Source organism: Agrobacterium sp. 10T429 (genome assembly GCF_056393925.1).
In genome coordinates, this window is the sequence record NZ_JBFTGV010000001.1 from 654,160 (window position 1) to 671,640 (window position 17,481).

At 58.7% G+C, this 17,481-nt stretch carries 21 protein-coding genes; 15 read left to right on the forward strand and 6 right to left on the reverse strand.

All coding sequences use genetic code 11. From position 1 onward, the window contains the following. Window positions 1-5 precede the first annotated feature (5 nt). The 4 genes from AC1DCP_RS03165 to AC1DCP_RS03180 all read right to left on the reverse strand — a co-directional run bounded on the left by AC1DCP_RS03165 (window position 6) and on the right by AC1DCP_RS03180 (window position 3,116). Window positions 6-443 (reverse strand): bleomycin resistance protein, encoded by a 438-nt coding sequence (locus tag AC1DCP_RS03165; RefSeq protein ID WP_003511773.1) that lies wholly within the window; start codon window positions 441-443, stop codon window positions 6-8. A 275-nt stretch (window positions 444-718) separates the two neighbouring features. Further along, complete coding sequence (gene tldD, locus AC1DCP_RS03170; protein ID WP_003511774.1) at window positions 719-2,134, reverse strand: metalloprotease TldD; 1,416 nt, start codon at window positions 2,132-2,134, stop codon at window positions 719-721. Window positions 2,135-2,213: 79 nt separating this feature from the next. Next, window positions 2,214-2,522 (reverse strand): hypothetical protein, encoded by a 309-nt coding sequence (locus AC1DCP_RS03175; protein WP_038490085.1) that lies wholly within the window; start codon window positions 2,520-2,522, stop codon window positions 2,214-2,216. A gap of 69 nt (window positions 2,523-2,591) precedes the next feature. Further along, the gene (locus AC1DCP_RS03180) at window positions 2,592-3,116 is read right to left on the reverse strand and encodes an invasion associated locus B family protein (RefSeq protein WP_003511775.1); all 525 of its coding nucleotides are present in this window, start codon (window positions 3,114-3,116) and stop codon (window positions 2,592-2,594) included. 441 nt (window positions 3,117-3,557) lie between these two features. Between AC1DCP_RS03180 and coxB the strand changes: the two genes are divergently transcribed. From coxB to AC1DCP_RS03240, 12 genes are all read left to right on the forward strand, one after another. Then, window positions 3,558-4,421: a cytochrome c oxidase subunit II gene (gene coxB, locus AC1DCP_RS03185; RefSeq protein ID WP_019564187.1), complete on the forward strand. Its 864-nt coding sequence runs from the start codon at window positions 3,558-3,560 to the stop codon at window positions 4,419-4,421. A 17-nt stretch (window positions 4,422-4,438) separates the two neighbouring features. Next, the gene (gene ctaD / locus AC1DCP_RS03190) at window positions 4,439-6,148 is read left to right on the forward strand and encodes a cytochrome c oxidase subunit I (RefSeq protein ID WP_003511781.1); all 1,710 of its coding nucleotides are present in this window, start codon (window positions 4,439-4,441) and stop codon (window positions 6,146-6,148) included. 381 nt (window positions 6,149-6,529) lie between these two features. Further along, window positions 6,530-7,483, forward strand: coding sequence for a heme o synthase (gene cyoE, locus AC1DCP_RS03195; RefSeq protein WP_065688067.1), 954 nt, complete (start codon window positions 6,530-6,532; stop codon window positions 7,481-7,483). Beyond that, window positions 7,483-7,614, forward strand: a complete 132-nt coding sequence (locus tag AC1DCP_RS03200; RefSeq protein ID WP_013635615.1) for a hypothetical protein — start codon at window positions 7,483-7,485, stop codon at window positions 7,612-7,614. Before cyoE ends, AC1DCP_RS03200 begins: the two co-directional genes overlap by 1 nt. 42 nt (window positions 7,615-7,656) lie before the next feature. Next, window positions 7,657-8,286, forward strand: coding sequence for a cytochrome c oxidase assembly protein (locus AC1DCP_RS03205; protein ID WP_065688068.1), 630 nt, complete (start codon window positions 7,657-7,659; stop codon window positions 8,284-8,286). 63 nt (window positions 8,287-8,349) lie between these two features. Then, window positions 8,350-9,225 (forward strand): cytochrome c oxidase subunit 3, encoded by an 876-nt coding sequence (locus AC1DCP_RS03210; protein WP_003511788.1) that lies wholly within the window; start codon window positions 8,350-8,352, stop codon window positions 9,223-9,225. Window positions 9,226-9,325: 100 nt separating this feature from the next. Continuing rightward, complete coding sequence (locus tag AC1DCP_RS03215; RefSeq protein WP_019564184.1) at window positions 9,326-9,712, forward strand: DUF983 domain-containing protein; 387 nt, start codon at window positions 9,326-9,328, stop codon at window positions 9,710-9,712. A gap of 10 nt (window positions 9,713-9,722) precedes the next feature. After that, the gene (locus AC1DCP_RS03220) at window positions 9,723-10,457 is read left to right on the forward strand and encodes an SURF1 family protein (protein WP_025592673.1); all 735 of its coding nucleotides are present in this window, start codon (window positions 9,723-9,725) and stop codon (window positions 10,455-10,457) included. A gap of 63 nt (window positions 10,458-10,520) precedes the next feature. Further along, window positions 10,521-11,567, forward strand: a complete 1,047-nt coding sequence (gene ispH / locus AC1DCP_RS03225; RefSeq protein WP_003511794.1) for a 4-hydroxy-3-methylbut-2-enyl diphosphate reductase — start codon at window positions 10,521-10,523, stop codon at window positions 11,565-11,567. Window positions 11,568-11,659: 92 nt separating this feature from the next. Continuing rightward, entirely contained in the window at window positions 11,660-12,628 is a 969-nt protein-coding gene (locus AC1DCP_RS03230; protein ID WP_003511797.1) for a homoserine kinase, read from the forward strand. Beyond that, window positions 12,625-13,065, forward strand: a complete 441-nt coding sequence (rnhA, locus tag AC1DCP_RS03235) for a ribonuclease HI (RefSeq protein WP_003511799.1) — start codon at window positions 12,625-12,627, stop codon at window positions 13,063-13,065. Before AC1DCP_RS03230 ends, rnhA begins: the two co-directional genes overlap by 4 nt. A gap of 128 nt (window positions 13,066-13,193) precedes the next feature. Beyond that, entirely contained in the window at window positions 13,194-13,502 is a 309-nt protein-coding gene (locus tag AC1DCP_RS03240) for a Dabb family protein (protein WP_003511801.1), read from the forward strand. A gap of 64 nt (window positions 13,503-13,566) precedes the next feature. Here the strand turns inward: AC1DCP_RS03240 and AC1DCP_RS03245 are convergent, their stop codons facing one another. Both AC1DCP_RS03245 and AC1DCP_RS03250 read right to left on the reverse strand, forming a co-directional pair. After that, complete coding sequence (locus AC1DCP_RS03245) at window positions 13,567-14,052, reverse strand: peroxiredoxin (RefSeq protein ID WP_003511803.1); 486 nt, start codon at window positions 14,050-14,052, stop codon at window positions 13,567-13,569. A 122-nt stretch (window positions 14,053-14,174) separates the two neighbouring features. After that, window positions 14,175-15,023 (reverse strand): protein-disulfide reductase DsbD domain-containing protein, encoded by an 849-nt coding sequence (locus AC1DCP_RS03250; RefSeq protein WP_019564180.1) that lies wholly within the window; start codon window positions 15,021-15,023, stop codon window positions 14,175-14,177. A gap of 162 nt (window positions 15,024-15,185) precedes the next feature. Here AC1DCP_RS03250 and AC1DCP_RS03255 point away from each other — a divergent pair, with 162 nt between their 5' ends. The 3 genes from AC1DCP_RS03255 to AC1DCP_RS03265 all read left to right on the forward strand — a co-directional run bounded on the left by AC1DCP_RS03255 (window position 15,186) and on the right by AC1DCP_RS03265 (window position 17,364). Next, entirely contained in the window at window positions 15,186-15,791 is a 606-nt protein-coding gene (locus AC1DCP_RS03255; RefSeq protein ID WP_065688291.1) for a YqgE/AlgH family protein, read from the forward strand. A 107-nt stretch (window positions 15,792-15,898) separates the two neighbouring features. After that, the gene (locus tag AC1DCP_RS03260; RefSeq protein ID WP_003511808.1) at window positions 15,899-16,090 is read left to right on the forward strand and encodes a CsbD family protein; all 192 of its coding nucleotides are present in this window, start codon (window positions 15,899-15,901) and stop codon (window positions 16,088-16,090) included. Window positions 16,091-16,257: 167 nt separating this feature from the next. Continuing rightward, complete coding sequence (locus tag AC1DCP_RS03265) at window positions 16,258-17,364, forward strand: zinc-binding metallopeptidase family protein (protein ID WP_003511810.1); 1,107 nt, start codon at window positions 16,258-16,260, stop codon at window positions 17,362-17,364. The last annotated feature ends 117 nt before the right edge of the window (window positions 17,365-17,481 follow it).

The following is a 17,481-nucleotide window of genomic DNA, read 5'->3' on the forward strand; positions in this document are numbered from 1 at the left end:
GCGGCTCAACCGAACCGGAAGGGGCGTTCGCCGAGGCTTTCGAACGGGCGGAGCAGGTAACCGTCCGGATCGGCAACGATGAATTGCCGGTTACCGACCTCGACTGTGCCGCGCCTGTACCATTTTTCCTCTGACGGCAGGACAAGATCGATCGAGGCCCGCTCAAGCCGCGCGAGGATGGGCAGCAGGGAAGGAACGGCAAGTTGCAGATTCATGCCGCGGCCCAGCGGAAATTCAAGCGCTGCATTTTCCGCCACGAAGGTCCGGGTCGCACCGATCTGGTCGATCATCAGCTGCGCATCACCCAGCGCCAGATAGGCAAAGCCCTCTTCGGCGCGCTCATAAACCACATGAAAACCGATCAGGTCGCAATAAAAAGCGCGGCTTTTCTGCCAGTCGCTGACGGCTAGTTCCGGGACGAGGGCATTTCGTATGATGGTCATGGTCTCCTTTGCCGCGCAGGCCCGGCTATGGGAGGCGTGGCCTGCGGTAATGGGGCGATATTATCGTCTTCCGGGTGACTTGCCAGAGGAATCCTCATCATGGCAGCCATGTGCGGAGTTGTGGGCTGAAGCAGGTTCAACTTTTCGGCCTGTCACAACTTTTCTCACCTCATGCCGGACATGATCTGGCACCTAGTCAGCCCAAGTCCTTGGGCTGAAACGGCTCATCTCGCCAAGCGGACGCGGGTAGGCCGGATTCCGGCTCGAGGCCGGAACTACGCCTTCGTGCCGCCGACGGTGATCTGGTCCATGCGCAGATGCGGCTGGCCGACGCCAACCGGCACCCATTGCCCGGCCTTGCCGCAATTGCCGATGCCGGTGTCCAGTTTCGAATCGTTGCCGATCATCGAGACGCGCTTCATTGCGTCCGGCCCGTTGCCGATCAGCATTGCACCCTTCACCGGCGCGCCGATCTTGCCGTTCTCGATGAGATAAGCCTCGGTGCAGCCGAACACGAACTTGCCTGATGTGATATCCACCTGACCGCCACCGAAGGAAACGGCATAGATGCCCTTCTTGACGGAGGAGATGATCTCCTCGGGCGTCTTGTCGCCTGACAGCATATAGGTGTTGGTCATGCGCGGCATCGGCACATAGGCATAACCCTGCCGGCGGCCATTGCCTGTCGCCTTCGCACCCATCAGCCGGGCGTTCTGGCGGTCCTGCATGTATCCCACCAGCCTGCCGTTCTCGATCAGCACATTATAGGCCGACGGTGTTCCCTCGTCGTCGACGGTGAGCGAACCACGGCGGCTGTCGATGGTGCCGTCATCCACCACAGTAACACCCGGGGCTGCCACCATCTCGCCCATCAGGCCGGCAAAGGCCGAGGTTTTCTTGCGGTTGAAATCGCCTTCGAGGCCATGGCCCACAGCCTCATGCAGCATGACGCCGGGCCAGCCGGAGCCGAGAACCACATCCATGGTGCCGGCCGGCGCATCGACGGCGGTCAGGTTGACGAGCGCCTGGCGCAGCGCCTCGTCCGCACCGCGCTGCCAGTTCTCCGTGGTAATGAAATCGCCAAAGCCGACGCGGCCGCCAATGCCGTAGGAGCCGCTTTCCTGCCGGTCGCCTTCACCTGCGACCACGGAAATATTGATACGGGTCATGGGCCTGACATCGCTGACGCGATGGCCATCGGCGCGTAGAATATCCACCACCTGCCAGCTTGCGGAAATCGTCGCCGTCACCTGCCGGACATTCGCGTCTTTGTCGCGCAAATAGGCATCGATATCGGTGAGAAGTTTCACCTTCTCCTCGAAGCTCGGGCTGCCGATCGGGTTTTCGTCGCCGTAGAGCTTTTTGTTAGTGCGTTGTGGCGCTGCGGCATAGGAACCGGAATAACCTCTGGTGACGGCGCCGACAGCATCCGACGCCCGCTTCAGCGCAGCCTGCGACAGCTCGCCCGCATGGGCGTAGCCAACGGTCTCGCCGGCAACGGCGCGCAGGCCAAAACCCTGGTCGGTATTGAAGGAGCCGCCCTTCAGGCGACCGTTATCGAAGGTCAGCGATTCGGCCTGCGCATGTTCGATGAACAACTCGCCATCGTCTGCGCCGGTGAGTGCTTCCGCGACCAGCTTGCGCAACTGCGTCTCGTCGCAATCGAAGAGATTTACAAGGTCGTTGGTCATGGGAGGCTCCAAACTGAATAGTGTCTGGCAAGCATGTAGGATTGTGGGGCGTCGGTGGCAAGCCAAAGCGTGATTTGGCTCAAGTCAGCTTGAATATGAGGTGCACGAAAAAAGCCATGGCCACATAGACAGGGACGCTATGGAGAAGAACCAGCAACGTCAGACGTCCCCAGTGCTCAGGCGGATTCGGCACGACGCGTTCCCAGTGGAACTGCGACAGAATATTCCCAGTGACAATCATAATCAGCATTTGCGGCTGCGCGTTTCCTACCATGAAATCGGGCAAGAGGCCACTTTCATGAGCAAAGCTCACCGCAAAAGCAAATAGTAGAAGTACCAGAAAAACGCCGCAAAACTGACGGAGGGTTACCGGTTTTCTATATTTCATGATATCCGAAAATAGTTAAAACAATACTTTCATGGTAGGGTTTTAGTCTCTCGGATTCAACCTTATTGTTTAAGGAAGCGCGTCGTAGCCTTCGGCAAAGCCGGTGAGCTCGATCGGAATACCGACACGATCCTGATCGACGGATTCACGCAGCGCGAAAACCGCGTTCTTGCCGGCGCGCAGAACCTTCAGCAGTTCGTCGTCAATATCGACCTCGACATAGCAGCCTTCGGAGAAGCAGCGGGTGAAATAGGCGCGGCCAATATTGTTGTTGTCGATATAAAGCTCCATGCCGTCCTTCAAAAGCACGCCAAGCGGTGCGAGGATACGCAGGATGCGCGACTTGCGGTCCGCGGTTTTCAGGACCACCACCGAAAGCCCCACTTCCGGGCGGTCGTCGGCAATCACGTTCTGCATCAGGGCGCATTGATCTTCGGATGCGCCTGCCGGCTTGTCGCAGATCACCGACCATGCTCCATGCGTCGACTTCGGCGTTCCGGGCGGCTGCTGTTGCGCCAGCGCCGCTGCGGCGGGAGCGATGATGGCAAGACCGGCGGCGGCAAGAAAAGTGCGCGCGAGCGGGGAAAGACGCATGGATACCTCTGGGATTCGAATCAGTGCGGCTATTTTGACGCCATAATCCGGAAAAAAAAGCCTTGGTACCTCAATTCCAGCCGAGTTGGGCGGAAATAGGACCTGTTGCCGGGTGCAGGCGCCTGATTTGACCGTGCAGCAGCCGGTCCCTGGTGGCTCAAGCCTGCTGCAAAAGCGCTGCCAGCAGGGGCTGCGCCGGATTTTGACCATTGCCAAGCGCACCTGAAATATCTTGCGGGATACGGGACATGGGAAACTCGGCTGCGACGAACAATGGTGAAATTGGCTGACATCCGTGTCCTTACGCATATTGCGGCAGAGGACAAACTGTGGTTTGAAGTTAGTACCATAAGCATGGATTCTGCGTCTGTAATTGATCAAGATCAGACGCGTGAGGGAGAGGGTACCGTGACGAATAGGATTTACGCAGCATTGGCGGGGATGACCTGTCTGCTCACGGCTGTCGGCGCCCACGCCGATCAGCCGGTGCATTGGCAAATGGGCATGCAGGAGGCCGCCACGCCGATCATGCACGAAATACGCTGGTTTGAACAATATACGCTCTGGTTCATTGTTCCGGTTACGCTTTTCGTTCTTGCGCTGCTCATTATCGTCGCCTTGAAATTCCGTGCAGCGAAAAATCCGGTGCCGTCCAAGACCAGCCACAACACCGCGATCGAAGTGGTGTGGACACTTGCGCCGGTTCTCATTCTCCTGTTCCTCGCTTTCCCGTCGTTCAATCTTCTGAACGCGCAGCTGACGCAGCCGGAAAACCCTGATCTGACGCTGAAGGCGACTGCGACGCAATGGCTCTGGAACTACGAATACAAGGCTGCCGAGGGCGCGGAGCCGCTCGCCTTCGACAGCTATCTGCTGAAAGAGCAGGATCGTGCAGCTGCAGGCAAGGAGGACAAGGCCCGCTACCCGCGTCTTCTCGCGGTAGACAATGAAATGGTCGTTCCGGTCGGCAAGACCGTTCGCCTTCTGGTGACGGCGGCGCCTACGGATGTCATCCACGCCTTCGCCATGCCCGCTTTCGGTGTTAAGATCGACGCCGTTCCGGGCCGCCTCAACGAAACTTGGTTCAAGCCGGAGAAGGAAGGCCTTTATTACGGCCAGTGTTCCGAGCTTTGCGGCAAGGACCACGCCTTCATGCCGATCGCCATTCGGGTGGTTTCCGAACAGCAGTACAATGCCTGGCACGCCGCCGCCGCTTCAGATCTGAACGGCGCGAACCGGGCACTGATGGCCTCCGTCGATGGCGCTCCGCGCACGGTCGACGTTGCCGCCAACGAAACCAACTGAGACCTGGAGTGACGACAATGGCTGGACCTTCCGCACACGACGATCATCACTCGCATGGTCAATCCGCTCATGATGGGCACGCGCATGATGATCATTCGCATGATCATTCCCACAAGCCGGGCTTTTTCGCCCGCTGGTTCCTGTCGACCAACCATAAGGACATTGGCACGCTCTACCTGATCTTCGCCATCATGGCGGGCATCATCGGTGGCGGGCTTTCGGTTGTCATGCGTATGGAGCTGCAGGAGCCGGGCATCCAGATCTTCCACGGTCTGGCCTCCATGGTCTACGGCTTCGAGGGTGACGCTGCCATCGACGGCGGCAAGCACATGTTCAACGTGTTCACGACAGCGCACGCGCTCATCATGATCTTCTTCATGGTCATGCCGGCGATGATCGGCGGCTTTGCCAACTGGATGATCCCGATCATGATCGGCGCTCCTGACATGGCTTTCCCGCGCCTCAACAATATTTCCTTCTGGCTGATCGTTCCGGCGTTCATCCTACTGCTCCTGTCGCTTTTCGTCGAAGGTCCGGCTGGCGGTTACGGCGTGGGTGGCGGCTGGACCATGTATCCGCCGCTTTCGACCAACGGCATGCCGGGACCGGCGGTGGATCTTGCGATCTTCTCGCTGCACGTTGCCGGCGCGTCCTCGATCCTTGGCGCCATCAACTTCATCACCACCATCCTCAACATGCGCGCTCCGGGCATGACGCTGCACAAGATGCCGCTTTTTGCCTGGTCGGTTCTGGTCACCGCATTCCTGCTGCTGCTTTCCCTGCCGGTTCTGGCTGGTGGCATCACCATGCTTCTGACCGACCGTAACTTCGGCACGGCATTCTTCTCGCCGGAAGGCGGCGGTGATCCGATCCTCTACCAGCACCTGTTCTGGTTCTTCGGCCACCCGGAAGTGTACATCCTGATCCTGCCCGGCTTCGGCATCATCAGCCACATCGTGTCCACCTTCTCCAAGAAGCCGGTCTTCGGCTATCTCGGCATGGCATACGCCATGGTCGCCATCGGCGCTGTCGGCTTCATCGTGTGGGCGCACCACATGTACACGGTCGGCCTTTCGCTGGAAGCGCAGCGTTATTTCGTCTTCGCAACCATGGTCATCGCGGTGCCGACAGGTATCAAGATCTTCTCGTGGATCGCGACGATGTGGGGCGGTTCGCTGACCTTCTCGACCCCGATGGTCTGGGCAATCGGCTTCATCTTCCTGTTCACGGTCGGCGGTGTTACCGGCGTCCAGCTCGCCAATGCCGGTCTCGACCGTTCGCTGCACGACACCTACTACGTCGTGGCGCACTTCCATTACGTTCTGTCGCTCGGCGCGGTCTTCGCGATCTTCGCCGGCTGGTATTACTGGTTCCCGAAGATCACCGGCTACATGTACAACGAGTTCATCGGCAAGCTGCACTTCTGGGTGATGTTCGTTGGCGTGAACCTGATCTTCTTCCCGCAGCACTTCCTCGGCCTTGCCGGCATGCCGCGTCGTTACATCGATTATCCCGATGCCTATGCCGGCTGGAACCTGGTGTCTTCCTATGGTTCCTATATCTCGGCCGTTGCCGTGTTGATCTTCCTCTTCGGTGTTTGGGAAGCCTTCGCCAAGAAGCGGATCGCTGGCAACAATCCCTGGGGTGAAGGTGCGACGACGCTCGAATGGCAGCTGTCCTCTCCGCCGCCATACCACCAGTGGGAACAGCTTCCGCGCATTCGCTGAATGCCGGACCGGAGTGCGCAGGCAGGGCTTGCGAACTCCGGAAGCTGAAAAGAGGGGATGGTGTGGGCTTATCCGCGCCGTTTCCCTTGAGGCGGACGGAGTCTGCTGCTGCGTGAGGCATTTTGTCCAAGCGAAGCTTTTCGTGCGACATGATAAAAGCCAAGTACTGCCACTATGAATGGGCAGACGCAGCAGGGCGACGGAACGGGCGTGGCGATATGCCAGGCGCATGGCATCGGGTCTTTGACCCCGGTGCTGCCCGTGCCGGAACGTTCGGACCAATGAATTGACGCACCGTGCACGCCGAAAACGACACTCTGTTTTCGGGCTGGTGCAAGGGATGCCGCGGCAAGCGGCATCTGAAGAAAAACAGGATACGAAATGACCGTCATCGACAATCGCGAAATGCTTGGCCTGGAAAGCTCCGAACTTTCGGAAGCCGGCGCGCGCGATTATTTCGAGTTGCTGAAACCGCGCGTCATGTCGCTCGTCGTCTTCACGGCGTTTGCGGGCCTCGTGCTGGCGCCGGGCCACATCAACCCGGTCCTCGGCCTCATCGCCATTCTCTGTATTGCAGTCGGTGCCGGCGCATCCGGCGCGCTCAACATGTGGTACGATGCAGATATCGACGCAGTGATGAGCCGCACCGCCAAGCGGCCGATCCCCTCCGGCCGCGTAGCACCTGGCGAGGCCCTGGCCTTCGGGCTGACGCTCTCGGCCTTTTCGGTGGTCATCCTCGGGCTTGCGGTCAACTGGTTCTCCGCCGGACTGCTCGCCTTCACCATTTTCTTCTACGCCGTCGTTTATACGATGTGGCTGAAACGCTCGACACCGCAGAACATCGTCATTGGTGGTGCTGCCGGCGCTTTCCCGCCCATGCTTGGCTGGGCCTGCGTCACCGGCGGCGTATCGCTTGATAGCGTCATCCTCTTCCTCATCATCTTCTTGTGGACACCAGCGCATTTCTGGGCGCTGGCGCTGTTCAAGATGCGCGACTACGGCTCCGTCGGCATTCCGATGATGCCGAACGTGGCGGGCGAGCGCTCCACCAAAAACCAGATGATCGTTTACGCGGTGCTGACGGCTGCAGTTGCGGTCGCGCCGTATTTCACCGGTCTGGCGAGCCTCGGTTATGGCATTTTCGCCGCCGTGCTGAGCGCGATCTTCGTGTACTGTTCGCTCGATGTCCGGCGCATGCCTGACGGTGACGAAAAAATGCTGCCCGCCAAGAAGATGTTCGCCTATTCGGTGCTTTACCTCTTCGCCATCTTCTCCGGCCTTTTGGCCGATCATTTCGCTCCGGCCCTGAAAGCCGTGATTTCGGGAGTTTTTTGATGGAAACCGTGGAACTGAGCGCGGCGCAGAAAAAATCGAGGCGCGGGCGCAACGTCGCGCTCGGCGTCTTGCTCGCCGGTCTGGTGGTGCTGTTTTACGTCATCACCATCATCAAGATCGGCTCGCATTGACGGCCTGACAGTGAGGGCATGATCGGAGGAGAGGAGGGGGACATGGCGAGTACTGGGGCAAATATCGGGGCAGACAAGGCAACGGCCGGCACGCAGCGGGTGAGCAATCGCTCCATCCTCGTGCTCTGTCTCGTGTTTTTCTGCGCTATGATCGGCATGGCCTATGCCGCCGTTCCGCTCTACAGCCTGTTCTGCCGCGTCACTGGCTATAACGGCACGACCCAGCGCGTCGAGCAATATTCCGACGTCATTCTCGACAAGACTATCAACGTCACATTCGACGCCAATACGTCGAATGGCCTCAACTGGGATTTCCGCCCGGTCGACAAGCTGGTCACGCCGAAAATCGGCGAGACGGTGCAGATCAATTTCAAGGCGACGAACCGCTCAGCGGTGGCAACCACGGGCACAGCGGTCTTTAACGTCACGCCCATGGAAGCAGGCGCTTATTTCAACAAGGTGGAGTGTTTCTGCTTCACTGAAACGACGCTTCAGCCGGGCGAAACGCTCGAAATGCCGGTGGTGTTTTTCATCGATCCGGATATCGCCACGGCGCGCGAAACGAAGAACATTCATACTTTGACGCTGTCCTATACGTTTTATCCGGCCAAAACCGAAAAACCGGTTGCGTCCTTGCCGGTAAAGACTGAATCTGGCGAAAGCAAATTGTGAGAGGAGACTCGGGCCTTTTGAGCAGGTCCGGGTCTGGGAAGAGATACCAGGGGATTGTCACACATGGCAGATACGCATCAAAAGAACCACGACTACCACATCATAGATCCAAGCCCCTGGCCGCTTCTGGCCTCGATCGGCGCCTTCATTCTGACCTTCGGCGGCGTCTGTTACATGCGTTACCTGTCGGCTGGCTCCTTCAAGCTGTTCGGCATGGAACTGGCCAATCCCTGGCTGTTTTATATCGGTCTCGTCATCGTGCTTTACACCATGTACGCATGGTGGGCAGACACGATCAAGGAAGCCAATGAGGGTAGCCACACCCGCGTCGTTTCGCTTCACCTGCGTTACGGCATGATCATGTTCATCGCCTCTGAGGTGATGTTCTTCGTCGCGTGGTTCTGGGCCTATTTCGATGCCAGCCTTTATCCGCACGAGGCCATTCAGGCGTCCCGCCTCGAATATACCGGCGGTCAGTGGCCGCCAAAGGGCATCGAGGTCATCGATCCCTGGCACCTGCCGCTCTACAACACCGTCATCCTGCTTTTGTCGGGCACCTGCGTCACCTGGGCGCACCATGCCCTGCTGCACAATGACCGCAAGGGGCTGATCACCGGTCTCGTCCTCACCGTTGCGCTCGGCGTCCTGTTCTCGACCGTGCAGGTTTACGAATACATGCACGCCCCGTTCGACTTCAAGAACTCGATCTATGGCGCGACCTTCTTCATGGCGACCGGCTTCCACGGTTTCCACGTTTTCGTCGGCACGGTTTTCCTGCTGGTCTGCCTGCTGCGCGCCATTGCCGGCGGCTTCACGCCGAAACAGCATTTCGGCTTCGAAGCAGCTGCCTGGTACTGGCACTTCGTTGACGTCGTCTGGCTGTTCCTGTTCTTCGCGATCTACATCTGGGGCGGCTGGGGCGCGCCGCTGGCGGAGTGATGCGGTTTGTTTTCTGACTCGGAGGGCGGCATCTGCCGCCCTTTGTGTTTAAACAGGCGGGCCGGACGGAGGTTTAACCGGCCCAAGGCGGGAGGCCATCATGTCTGAACCCGGAAACGGCGGCTTTGCGCCGGTGGACCCAATAAAAGTCGGGCTGAAGGGCTGCTGCCCACGTTGCGGCAATGGCAGGCTGTTCGACGGCTTCCTGACCCCGAAACCCGCATGCAGTGCTTGCGGGCTGGATTACGGCTTTGCCGATGCGGGTGAAGGCCCGGCCGTCTTTGTCATGCTGATCGTCGGTTTCCTTGTCGTCGGGCTGGCGCTTTGGTTCGATCAGCGTTTTGCGCCGCCCGTCTGGGTGCATGTCATGCTCTGGTTGCCTTTTGCGGTGATCGTCTCCCTCGTGCTGCTGCGCAAGATGAAGGGCATCATGATTGCGCTGCAATACCGCAACAATGCAAGCGAAGGCAGGCTTGATCGTGAATGAGGTTTCCCACATGAAGGCGGCGGAAAGACGCATCTGGTTTGCCGCGCCGCTCGTCCTTTTGGCACTTGCCATCCTTCTCGGGCTAGGCACATGGCAGGTGAAGCGGCTTTACTGGAAAGAAGCGCTGATTGCCGATATCGAGGCGCGGCGCAACGCAAGTCCGGCCACGCTCTCGCAGATCGAGGTCATTGCCAAAAGCGGCGGCGAAATTGAATATCGCAGGGTCAACGTTTCCGGCGTTTTCGATCATGCCCGCGAGCGGCATTTCTTCGCCACCCACCAGGGCAGAACCGGCTATTACATCTATACTCCGCTGTCGCTTGCCGATGGCCGTATCCTCTTCGTCAATCGCGGCTTCGTGCCGTTTGAGATGAAGGAGGCAACGAAGCGGCCTGAAGGGCAGGTCGCTGGCGAGGTGGAGATCAAGGGACTGGCGCGCGCGCCGCTCGTTGCAAAACCGTCTTCCCTGCTGCCGGATAACGATATCGCCAAGAACATCTTCTATTGGAAGGATCTGGCGGCCATGGCGTCGAGCACCGATATCCCGCCCAACAGGCTGGTCAACCTGTTCGTGGATGCCGACGATGCGCCGAACCCCGGCGGCTGGCCACAGGGCGGCGTGACGCTGATAGATTTGCCCAACAATCACCTGCAATATGCGATAACGTGGTATGGTCTGGCGGCGGCCCTTGTCATCGTCGCCGGTTTTGCCTATTTCCGGAACGGTAAGGCGCAAGGTGAATAACGCGCGCCCTGTCCGGTAAGGCTGGCTACCGGGCAAGGGCAAGGAGCACGCCAAGGAGCACGAATGAACATCGCCGTTTCCAAACCCCCTTTGACGATAAGGCTGTGCGGACCGCGCGGCTTTTGCGCGGGCGTGGACCGGGCGATCCAGATCGTCGTGCTGGCGCTGAAAGCCTATGGCGCGCCGGTCTATGTCCGCCACGAAATCGTCCATAACCGATATGTGGTCGAGGGGCTGGAAGCCAAGGGCGCGATTTTCGTCGAGGAACTGCACGAAATCCCCACCGAGCATCGCGAGCAGCCGGTGGTCTTTTCCGCCCATGGCGTGCCGAAATCCGTGCCGGAGGATGCGCAGGCGCGCAACCTGTTTTATCTCGATGCCACATGCCCGCTCGTCTCCAAGGTCCATAAGCAGGCCATGCGCCACCAGCGCCTCGGCCGTCATGTCGTGTTGATCGGCCATGCCGGTCACCCTGAGGTCATCGGCACCATGGGCCAGCTGCCCGAAGGTACTGTTTCGCTGGTCGAGACGGTGGAGGATGCCAGCACCTATGAACCGGTGGACCGAGAAAACCTCGGTTTCGTTACCCAGACAACGCTGTCTGTCGATGATACCGCAGGCGTTATTGCCCGGTTGCAGGAACGTTTTCCGGCCATTCAGGCGCCAGCCGCCGACAGCATTTGTTACGCCACCACCAACCGTCAGGATGCGGTGAAGCAGGCGGCCCCCGGCTGCGATCTCTTCATCGTGGTCGGCGCTCCCAATTCGTCAAACTCGAAGCGGCTGGTGGAAGTGGCGCTGCGCGCTGGCGCCAAACATTCGGTTCTGGTGCAGCGTGCGGCGGAAATCGACTGGGATGCGATCGGCGATATCCGCACCGTCGGTCTTTCGGCGGGCGCTTCCGCGCCGGAGGTCATAGTTGATGAGATCATCGAAGCCTTCAAGGCGCGTTTCGATACGACGCTCGATCTGGCCGTCACGGTGGAGGAAACGGAACATTTCCTCGTCAACCGCGAACTGCGCAGCATCGAGCTGACGACGGACGACATGGCTTTCGTGAACGGCAATGCCAGCAATGCCCTGCCACCGAAAGCCGCCACTGGCGCCTAGACCGGGATGGCGAGATATGTGAGCGGTTCCCACCGCGCATATGTCATCCCCTCTTCAGATTTTCACTCCATCCTTCATCAAGAGATTTGAAATTGGCAGTTTATACGGACATCACCGAAGATGATCTGAGGAATTTCCTCATACAATACGACGTTGGCAGCCTCACATCCTATAAGGGCATTGCCGAAGGCGTTGAAAACTCCAATTTCCTGCTGCATACGACGAAGGATCCACTGATCCTGACGCTTTACGAAAAGCGTGTGGAAAAATCCGATCTGCCGTTCTTCCTCGGTCTCATGCAGCATCTGGCCGCCAAGGGTCTGTCCTGCCCCTTGCCGCTGCCGCGCAAGGACGGGGAACTGCTGGGCGAATTGTCCGGTCGCCCAGCGGCGCTGATCTCCTTCCTTGAAGGCATGTGGTTGCGAAAACCGGAAGCGAAACATTGCCGGGAAGTCGGCAAGGCGCTGGCCGCCATGCATCTGGCCGGTGAGGGGTTCGAGATCAAGCGCCCCAATGCACTCTCCGTCGATGGCTGGAAGGTGCTATGGGACAAGTCTGAAGACCGCGCCGACGAGGTGGAGAAGGGCTTGAAGCAAGAGATCCGCCCGGAAATCGATTATCTCGCCGCCCATTGGCCGAAGGATTTGCCCGCGGGCGTCATCCATGCGGACCTGTTTCAGGACAACGTTTTTTTCCTCGGTGACGAGCTTTCCGGCCTCATCGATTTTTACTTCGCTTGCAACGACCTGCTCGCCTATGACGTGTCGATCTGCCTCAATGCCTGGTGCTTCGAGAAGGATGGTGCGTACAACGTCACCAAGGGCAAGGCGCTGCTGGAAGGTTACCAGTCAGTGCGTCCGTTGAGCGAGGCGGAACTGGATGCCTTGCCGCTTCTGGCACGCGGCTCGGCGCTGCGCTTCTTCCTGACCCGCCTCTATGACTGGCTGACGACGCCGGCGGGCGCGCTGGTGGTGAAGAAAGACCCGCTGGAATATCTGCGCAAGCTGCGGTTCCACCGCTCCATCAGTCATGTCGCCGAATACGGGCTGGTTGGCGAATGAAACATGTCGATATCTTCACCGACGGCGCCTGCTCCGGCAATCCCGGTCCGGGCGGCTGGGGTGCCGTGCTGCGATATGGCGAGACCGAAAAGGAATTGTCCGGCGGCGAGGCCGATACCACCAACAACCGCATGGAACTGCTGGCGGCCATCTCGGCGCTCAACGCGCTAAAAAGTCCCTGCGAAGTCGATCTCTATACCGACAGCGCCTATGTCAAGGATGGCATCACCAAGTGGATTTTCGGCTGGAAAAAGAAGGGCTGGAAAACCGCCGATAACAAGCCGGTCAAGAATGTGGAGCTGTGGCAGGCGCTGGAGGCGGCGCAGGAGCGCCATAAAGTGACGCTGCACTGGGTCAAGGGCCATGCAGGCCACCCGGAAAACGAGCGCGCCGACGAATTGGCACGCAAGGGCATGGAGCCTTTCAAACGCCGGTAACGGAAGTCTGATTTCTTCCATGCGGCCCTGATCCGGGCCAACCGTGATAAGGGATTGTGAAAACTGAAACCCGATCTATCTTGTCGTCAAACAGTTGGACGATGTTCCAGCGGAGGAGAGACATTCAGATGATCCTGCATTGTGTATTTCTACGGTTCAAGGCTGCAACGGCATCCTCTGAAAAACACGCGGTGTTTGAAGCAATTGCGGCCCTCAAGAACGTGATACCCGGCATAATCGACGTGAAATACGGCCAGAACGTTTCGCCGGAAGGCCTGAATGGCGGTTTCGTCGATGGCTTCATCGTGACGCTGGACAGCCCGGAAGCCCGCGACGAATATCTGGCGCACCCGCAACACATGGAAGTCGGTCAACGTTTGGTCTCGCTGACCGATGGCGGTCTGGCCGGGCTTCTGGTGTTCGATATGAATGTGTGAAAAAGGGCGGTTTGACCGCCCTTTAATGGATACTGTACTTCATTCGCGACGACAGAGAGGTGGCTTAAAGCTGCTCGATCATCGCTGCAGCGGCCGAGACCGTCGCCTGGCCGGGATTTTCTTCCACGTTGAGCGATGTAACCACGCCGTCTTTCACCAGCATCGAATAGCGCTTGGAGCGCACGCCGAGGCCACCGCCGGAGAGGTCGGCATCGAGGCCGAGCGCCTTGGTGAAGGCGGCGTCCCAGTCGGCGAGGAAGTGAATTTTGCCCTGGCCGCCGGACGATTGTGCCCATGCGCCCATGACGTGCCAGTCGTTGACGGAAACGACGGCGATGTCATCCACGCCCTTTGCGAGAATGGCGTCGCGGTTTTCGAGGTAGCCCGGCAGGTGGTTCAGCGAGCAGGTGGGAGTGAAAGCGCCGGGTACGGCAAAAAGAACCACCGTCTTGCCGCCAAAAAGCGCATCGGTGGTGGTTTCCACCGGGCCATCGGCGGTCTTTTCCTTGAAGGTTGCGGAAGGCAGTTTTTCGCCGATCTTGATAGTCATGTCCATGCTCCTATGGCCGTTTGGTTCGCGCGACTATAGAGCAAGGAAAAGAAAACTGTCATACGGTTTTCGCGGGAAATTCCATGGCTGAGACAGCCGTTCGGGATATGCCGCCTGAACGGTCAGGGCTTTGGAAAATTGAGCATGGTCTCCATGGTCCGATCGCCGGATTTGACAAGAATGGGCCAGCTGTTGCCCTGCACCTGATAGGTTTTTGGCAAGCCCTTGATGTTCATGTAGAAGGAGAGCTTGCGCTTGTCTCGCACCAGGTTCTGCGGCTCATAATAGGCAAAACCGGAGGGGCCGGCGATGAATATCTCGGTCTCCTTCGGCGCGTTTTCCGGCAGCTGCAATTGCACGCCAAGCATGGTCTTGTCGGGCGTGATGTGGAAATCGACAACCTTGAAATCGTCGGACGCAGCCTCTGGCAGCGTCTCGCGCGCCTCTTCCAGCAATCGCCGCTCTTCGTGGTCGTCATCGCCCGCATTGCCGCGGCTGATCGAAAACGTCGCCTCAAAGGGAATGCAGATATTCTGGCAGACGCCGATGAAGGCGGTGAGGTCGATATTGCCTCCCGCTTTGGCGTCCACGGCTTTCAACTGAAAGGGAATGCTGACAGCGTGATCGTAGCCGATATCGGTGATATCGCCGTTCTCGATGAGTTTGGGAACAGGATAGGCCATCGATGTCAGGCTTACACCGCTTGCCGGATCAAGCGTGATCTTGGGCGGTATTCCAGCTTCGCCTGGTTCGCGCCAATAGGTTATCCAGCCGTCTTTCGGCTCGATCTGCAACACGCCGCGCACCACGCCGTCCGCATCCATGGCAAGGCTTGCCACACGCATCTGGCCGCCTTCACTTCTCGCCCAGTCGGTAATTTCGGCCTGCGCTACTTGCCCGCCACCGAGTAGGGCGGCGAAGGCAACGGCGAGGCGAAGATGTGAAAATCGAAAGAATGTCCTGACGCTCATTCTTTCCGTCTAACCCAACATCGCCTGATGGACCAGTTACGAATTCGTGCGGTTCATCATTTTCGGTTGATTGATCGGGCGCGATGCCGCATCCTGTGCTTTGTCGAAGTGCGAACGCCGCTTTCCCGTTCAACGATGGAATTCGGCAAGCTGGAGGCGCCGGTGAGCTTTTCAACCCTGATGGACAAACGCGAACGTGGCTTTTTTGACAGCCAGTTCCTCATTGCGATGCCGGGGCTGGACAATGGCAATTTTGCCCGTTCGGTGGTCTATATCTGCGCCCATTCGGATGCCGGAGCCATGGGTTTCATCATCAACCGGCCGCAGCAGATCACCTTCACGGATATTCTGCTGCATCTGAAGCTGGTGGACAGCAACGACGCCATCATGCTGCCCAACCGCACCCGGGAATTTCCGATCCAGTGCGGCGGCCCGGTCGAATCCGGCCGGGGTTTCGTGCTGCATTCCGATGATTATTTAAGTGAATCGAGCATTCCGGTCAGCGACGACATTTCCTTGACGGCGACGCTGGATATCGTGCGCGCCATTTCCAATGGTCGCGGCCCGCAAAAGGCTACCATGATGCTCGGTTATGCCGGCTGGGGTCCGGGTCAGCTGGAAAACGAGATCGCCAATAATGGATGGCTGAATTGCCCGGCGGCGGAAGAGCTGATTTTCGACCGTGCACTGGACAACAAATACGAACGGGCGCTTGCGCTTATGGGTGTGGATGCTCGCATGCTTTCTGCGGAAGCCGGCCACGCCTGATTTTTTCGTGATGCTCCTTTTGTCGACTGCTGGAACCAATCCCAATCCCTGACGTTAACAGTCCCGAAAGCCGCACAGAAAGTACGGCTCAACTAGGGAGCAGTAACATGGGTAGCACATCAGACAAGATCGCCGGTACAGCCAAGGAAGTTGCTGGCAAGGTCAAGAAAAACGTCGGCGAAGCAACCGGCAACAACGAGCTGCGCGCCAAGGGTGCCGCTCAGGAAACCGAAGGCAAGGTACAGAAGAACGTCGGCAAGGCCAAGGATGCGGTCAAGGGTGTCGTTGATCGTATGTAACGCCACCTGACGGGCTCCCGCGTCTTTGACGCGGTGCTTTGGAGCGCATGTGTTATCGCACATGCGCTCTTGTCGTCTGGAGGCTTGAAGGGCGGGTGTGTTACGCCTTTCACCTTGGTCTCATATATTCGCCTTCACCCAATTCATCCACCGCAAGGGTTTCATGAATGAAGCTTTTTTCCTGCGCTTCTTGTGGCCAGCCGGTCCACTTCGACAATCGTTTCTGCGTTTCTTGCGGCCATCGTCTGGCCTTCGTGCCGGAGCGCCTTTCCATGGAAGCGCTGGCGCCTGCGGGAGAGCCGAACTGGCAACTCGTGGCCCAGCCGGAAAGACAGGTGCGGTTCTGCGCCAATGAGGTGAACGACATCTGCAACTGGTCCGTGCCGGCGGAAAGCCAGAACGCCTTTTGTCCGGCCTGCAGCCATAACCGTCTCGTGCCGAATATTGCGACGGATAAGGGTATCGAACAGTGGCGCGGCATCAGCCAGGCGCAGCGGCATTTGTTCTATTCGATATTGCGTCTCGGCCTGCCGCATCCCAACCGCGATGCCGATCCTGTCGGCGGGCTAGTCTTCGACTTTCTGGTCGACGAAGTCGCACCTGACGGTTCCGTCATTCCCGCCATGACCGGCCACGACGAGGGCCTGATCGCCATTCGCGCGGCAGAGGTGGATGATGCGACGCGCGAGCAGGTGCGCGCCAACATGAACGAGCCCTATCGCACCATGCTTGGCCATTTCCGCCATGAGGTCGGGCATTTCATCTGGAACAAGCTGGTTCGTGATGAGAACCGACTGGAGGCCTGCCGCGCGGTATTCGGCGACGAGCGCGAAGACTATGCCGCGGCGCTACAGCGCAATTACGAGCAGGGGCCGCGCCCCAACTGGCAGGAAACTTTCATAAGCGCCTATGCCTCCGTGCATCCCTGGGAGGATTTTGCCGAGTGTTTCGCGCATTATCTTCACATCGTCGATACGCTGGAAACCGCGCGCGCCTTTGGCGTGGCGATAGACCCCGACGGACATGAGGAAATGGCGGCGGAGGTCACTTTCGATCCCTACAATGCCCGTAGCGCCGCACAACTGGTCAAGGCCTGGATTCCGCTCAGCGTCGCCATCAACTCGATCCAGCGCAGCATGGGGGAGGCGGACCTTTATCCCTTCGTGCTGGCCCCGCCTGTTGTGAGCAAGATGGAATTCATCCACGACCTGCTACACGGCAGGATCGACGCGATGCCTCAACAGCAGATGCAGCAGTTCTCGATGGCGCAGTGAATACGAGACACGAGAAGTCATAGTCAGAAAACGCGCCGTTTCCTTCTCCCGTCATTCCGCCTCAATGCCGGAATGACGGCGGTGGATGGAGTAGCCCTTTACCACCCCATATTCCAA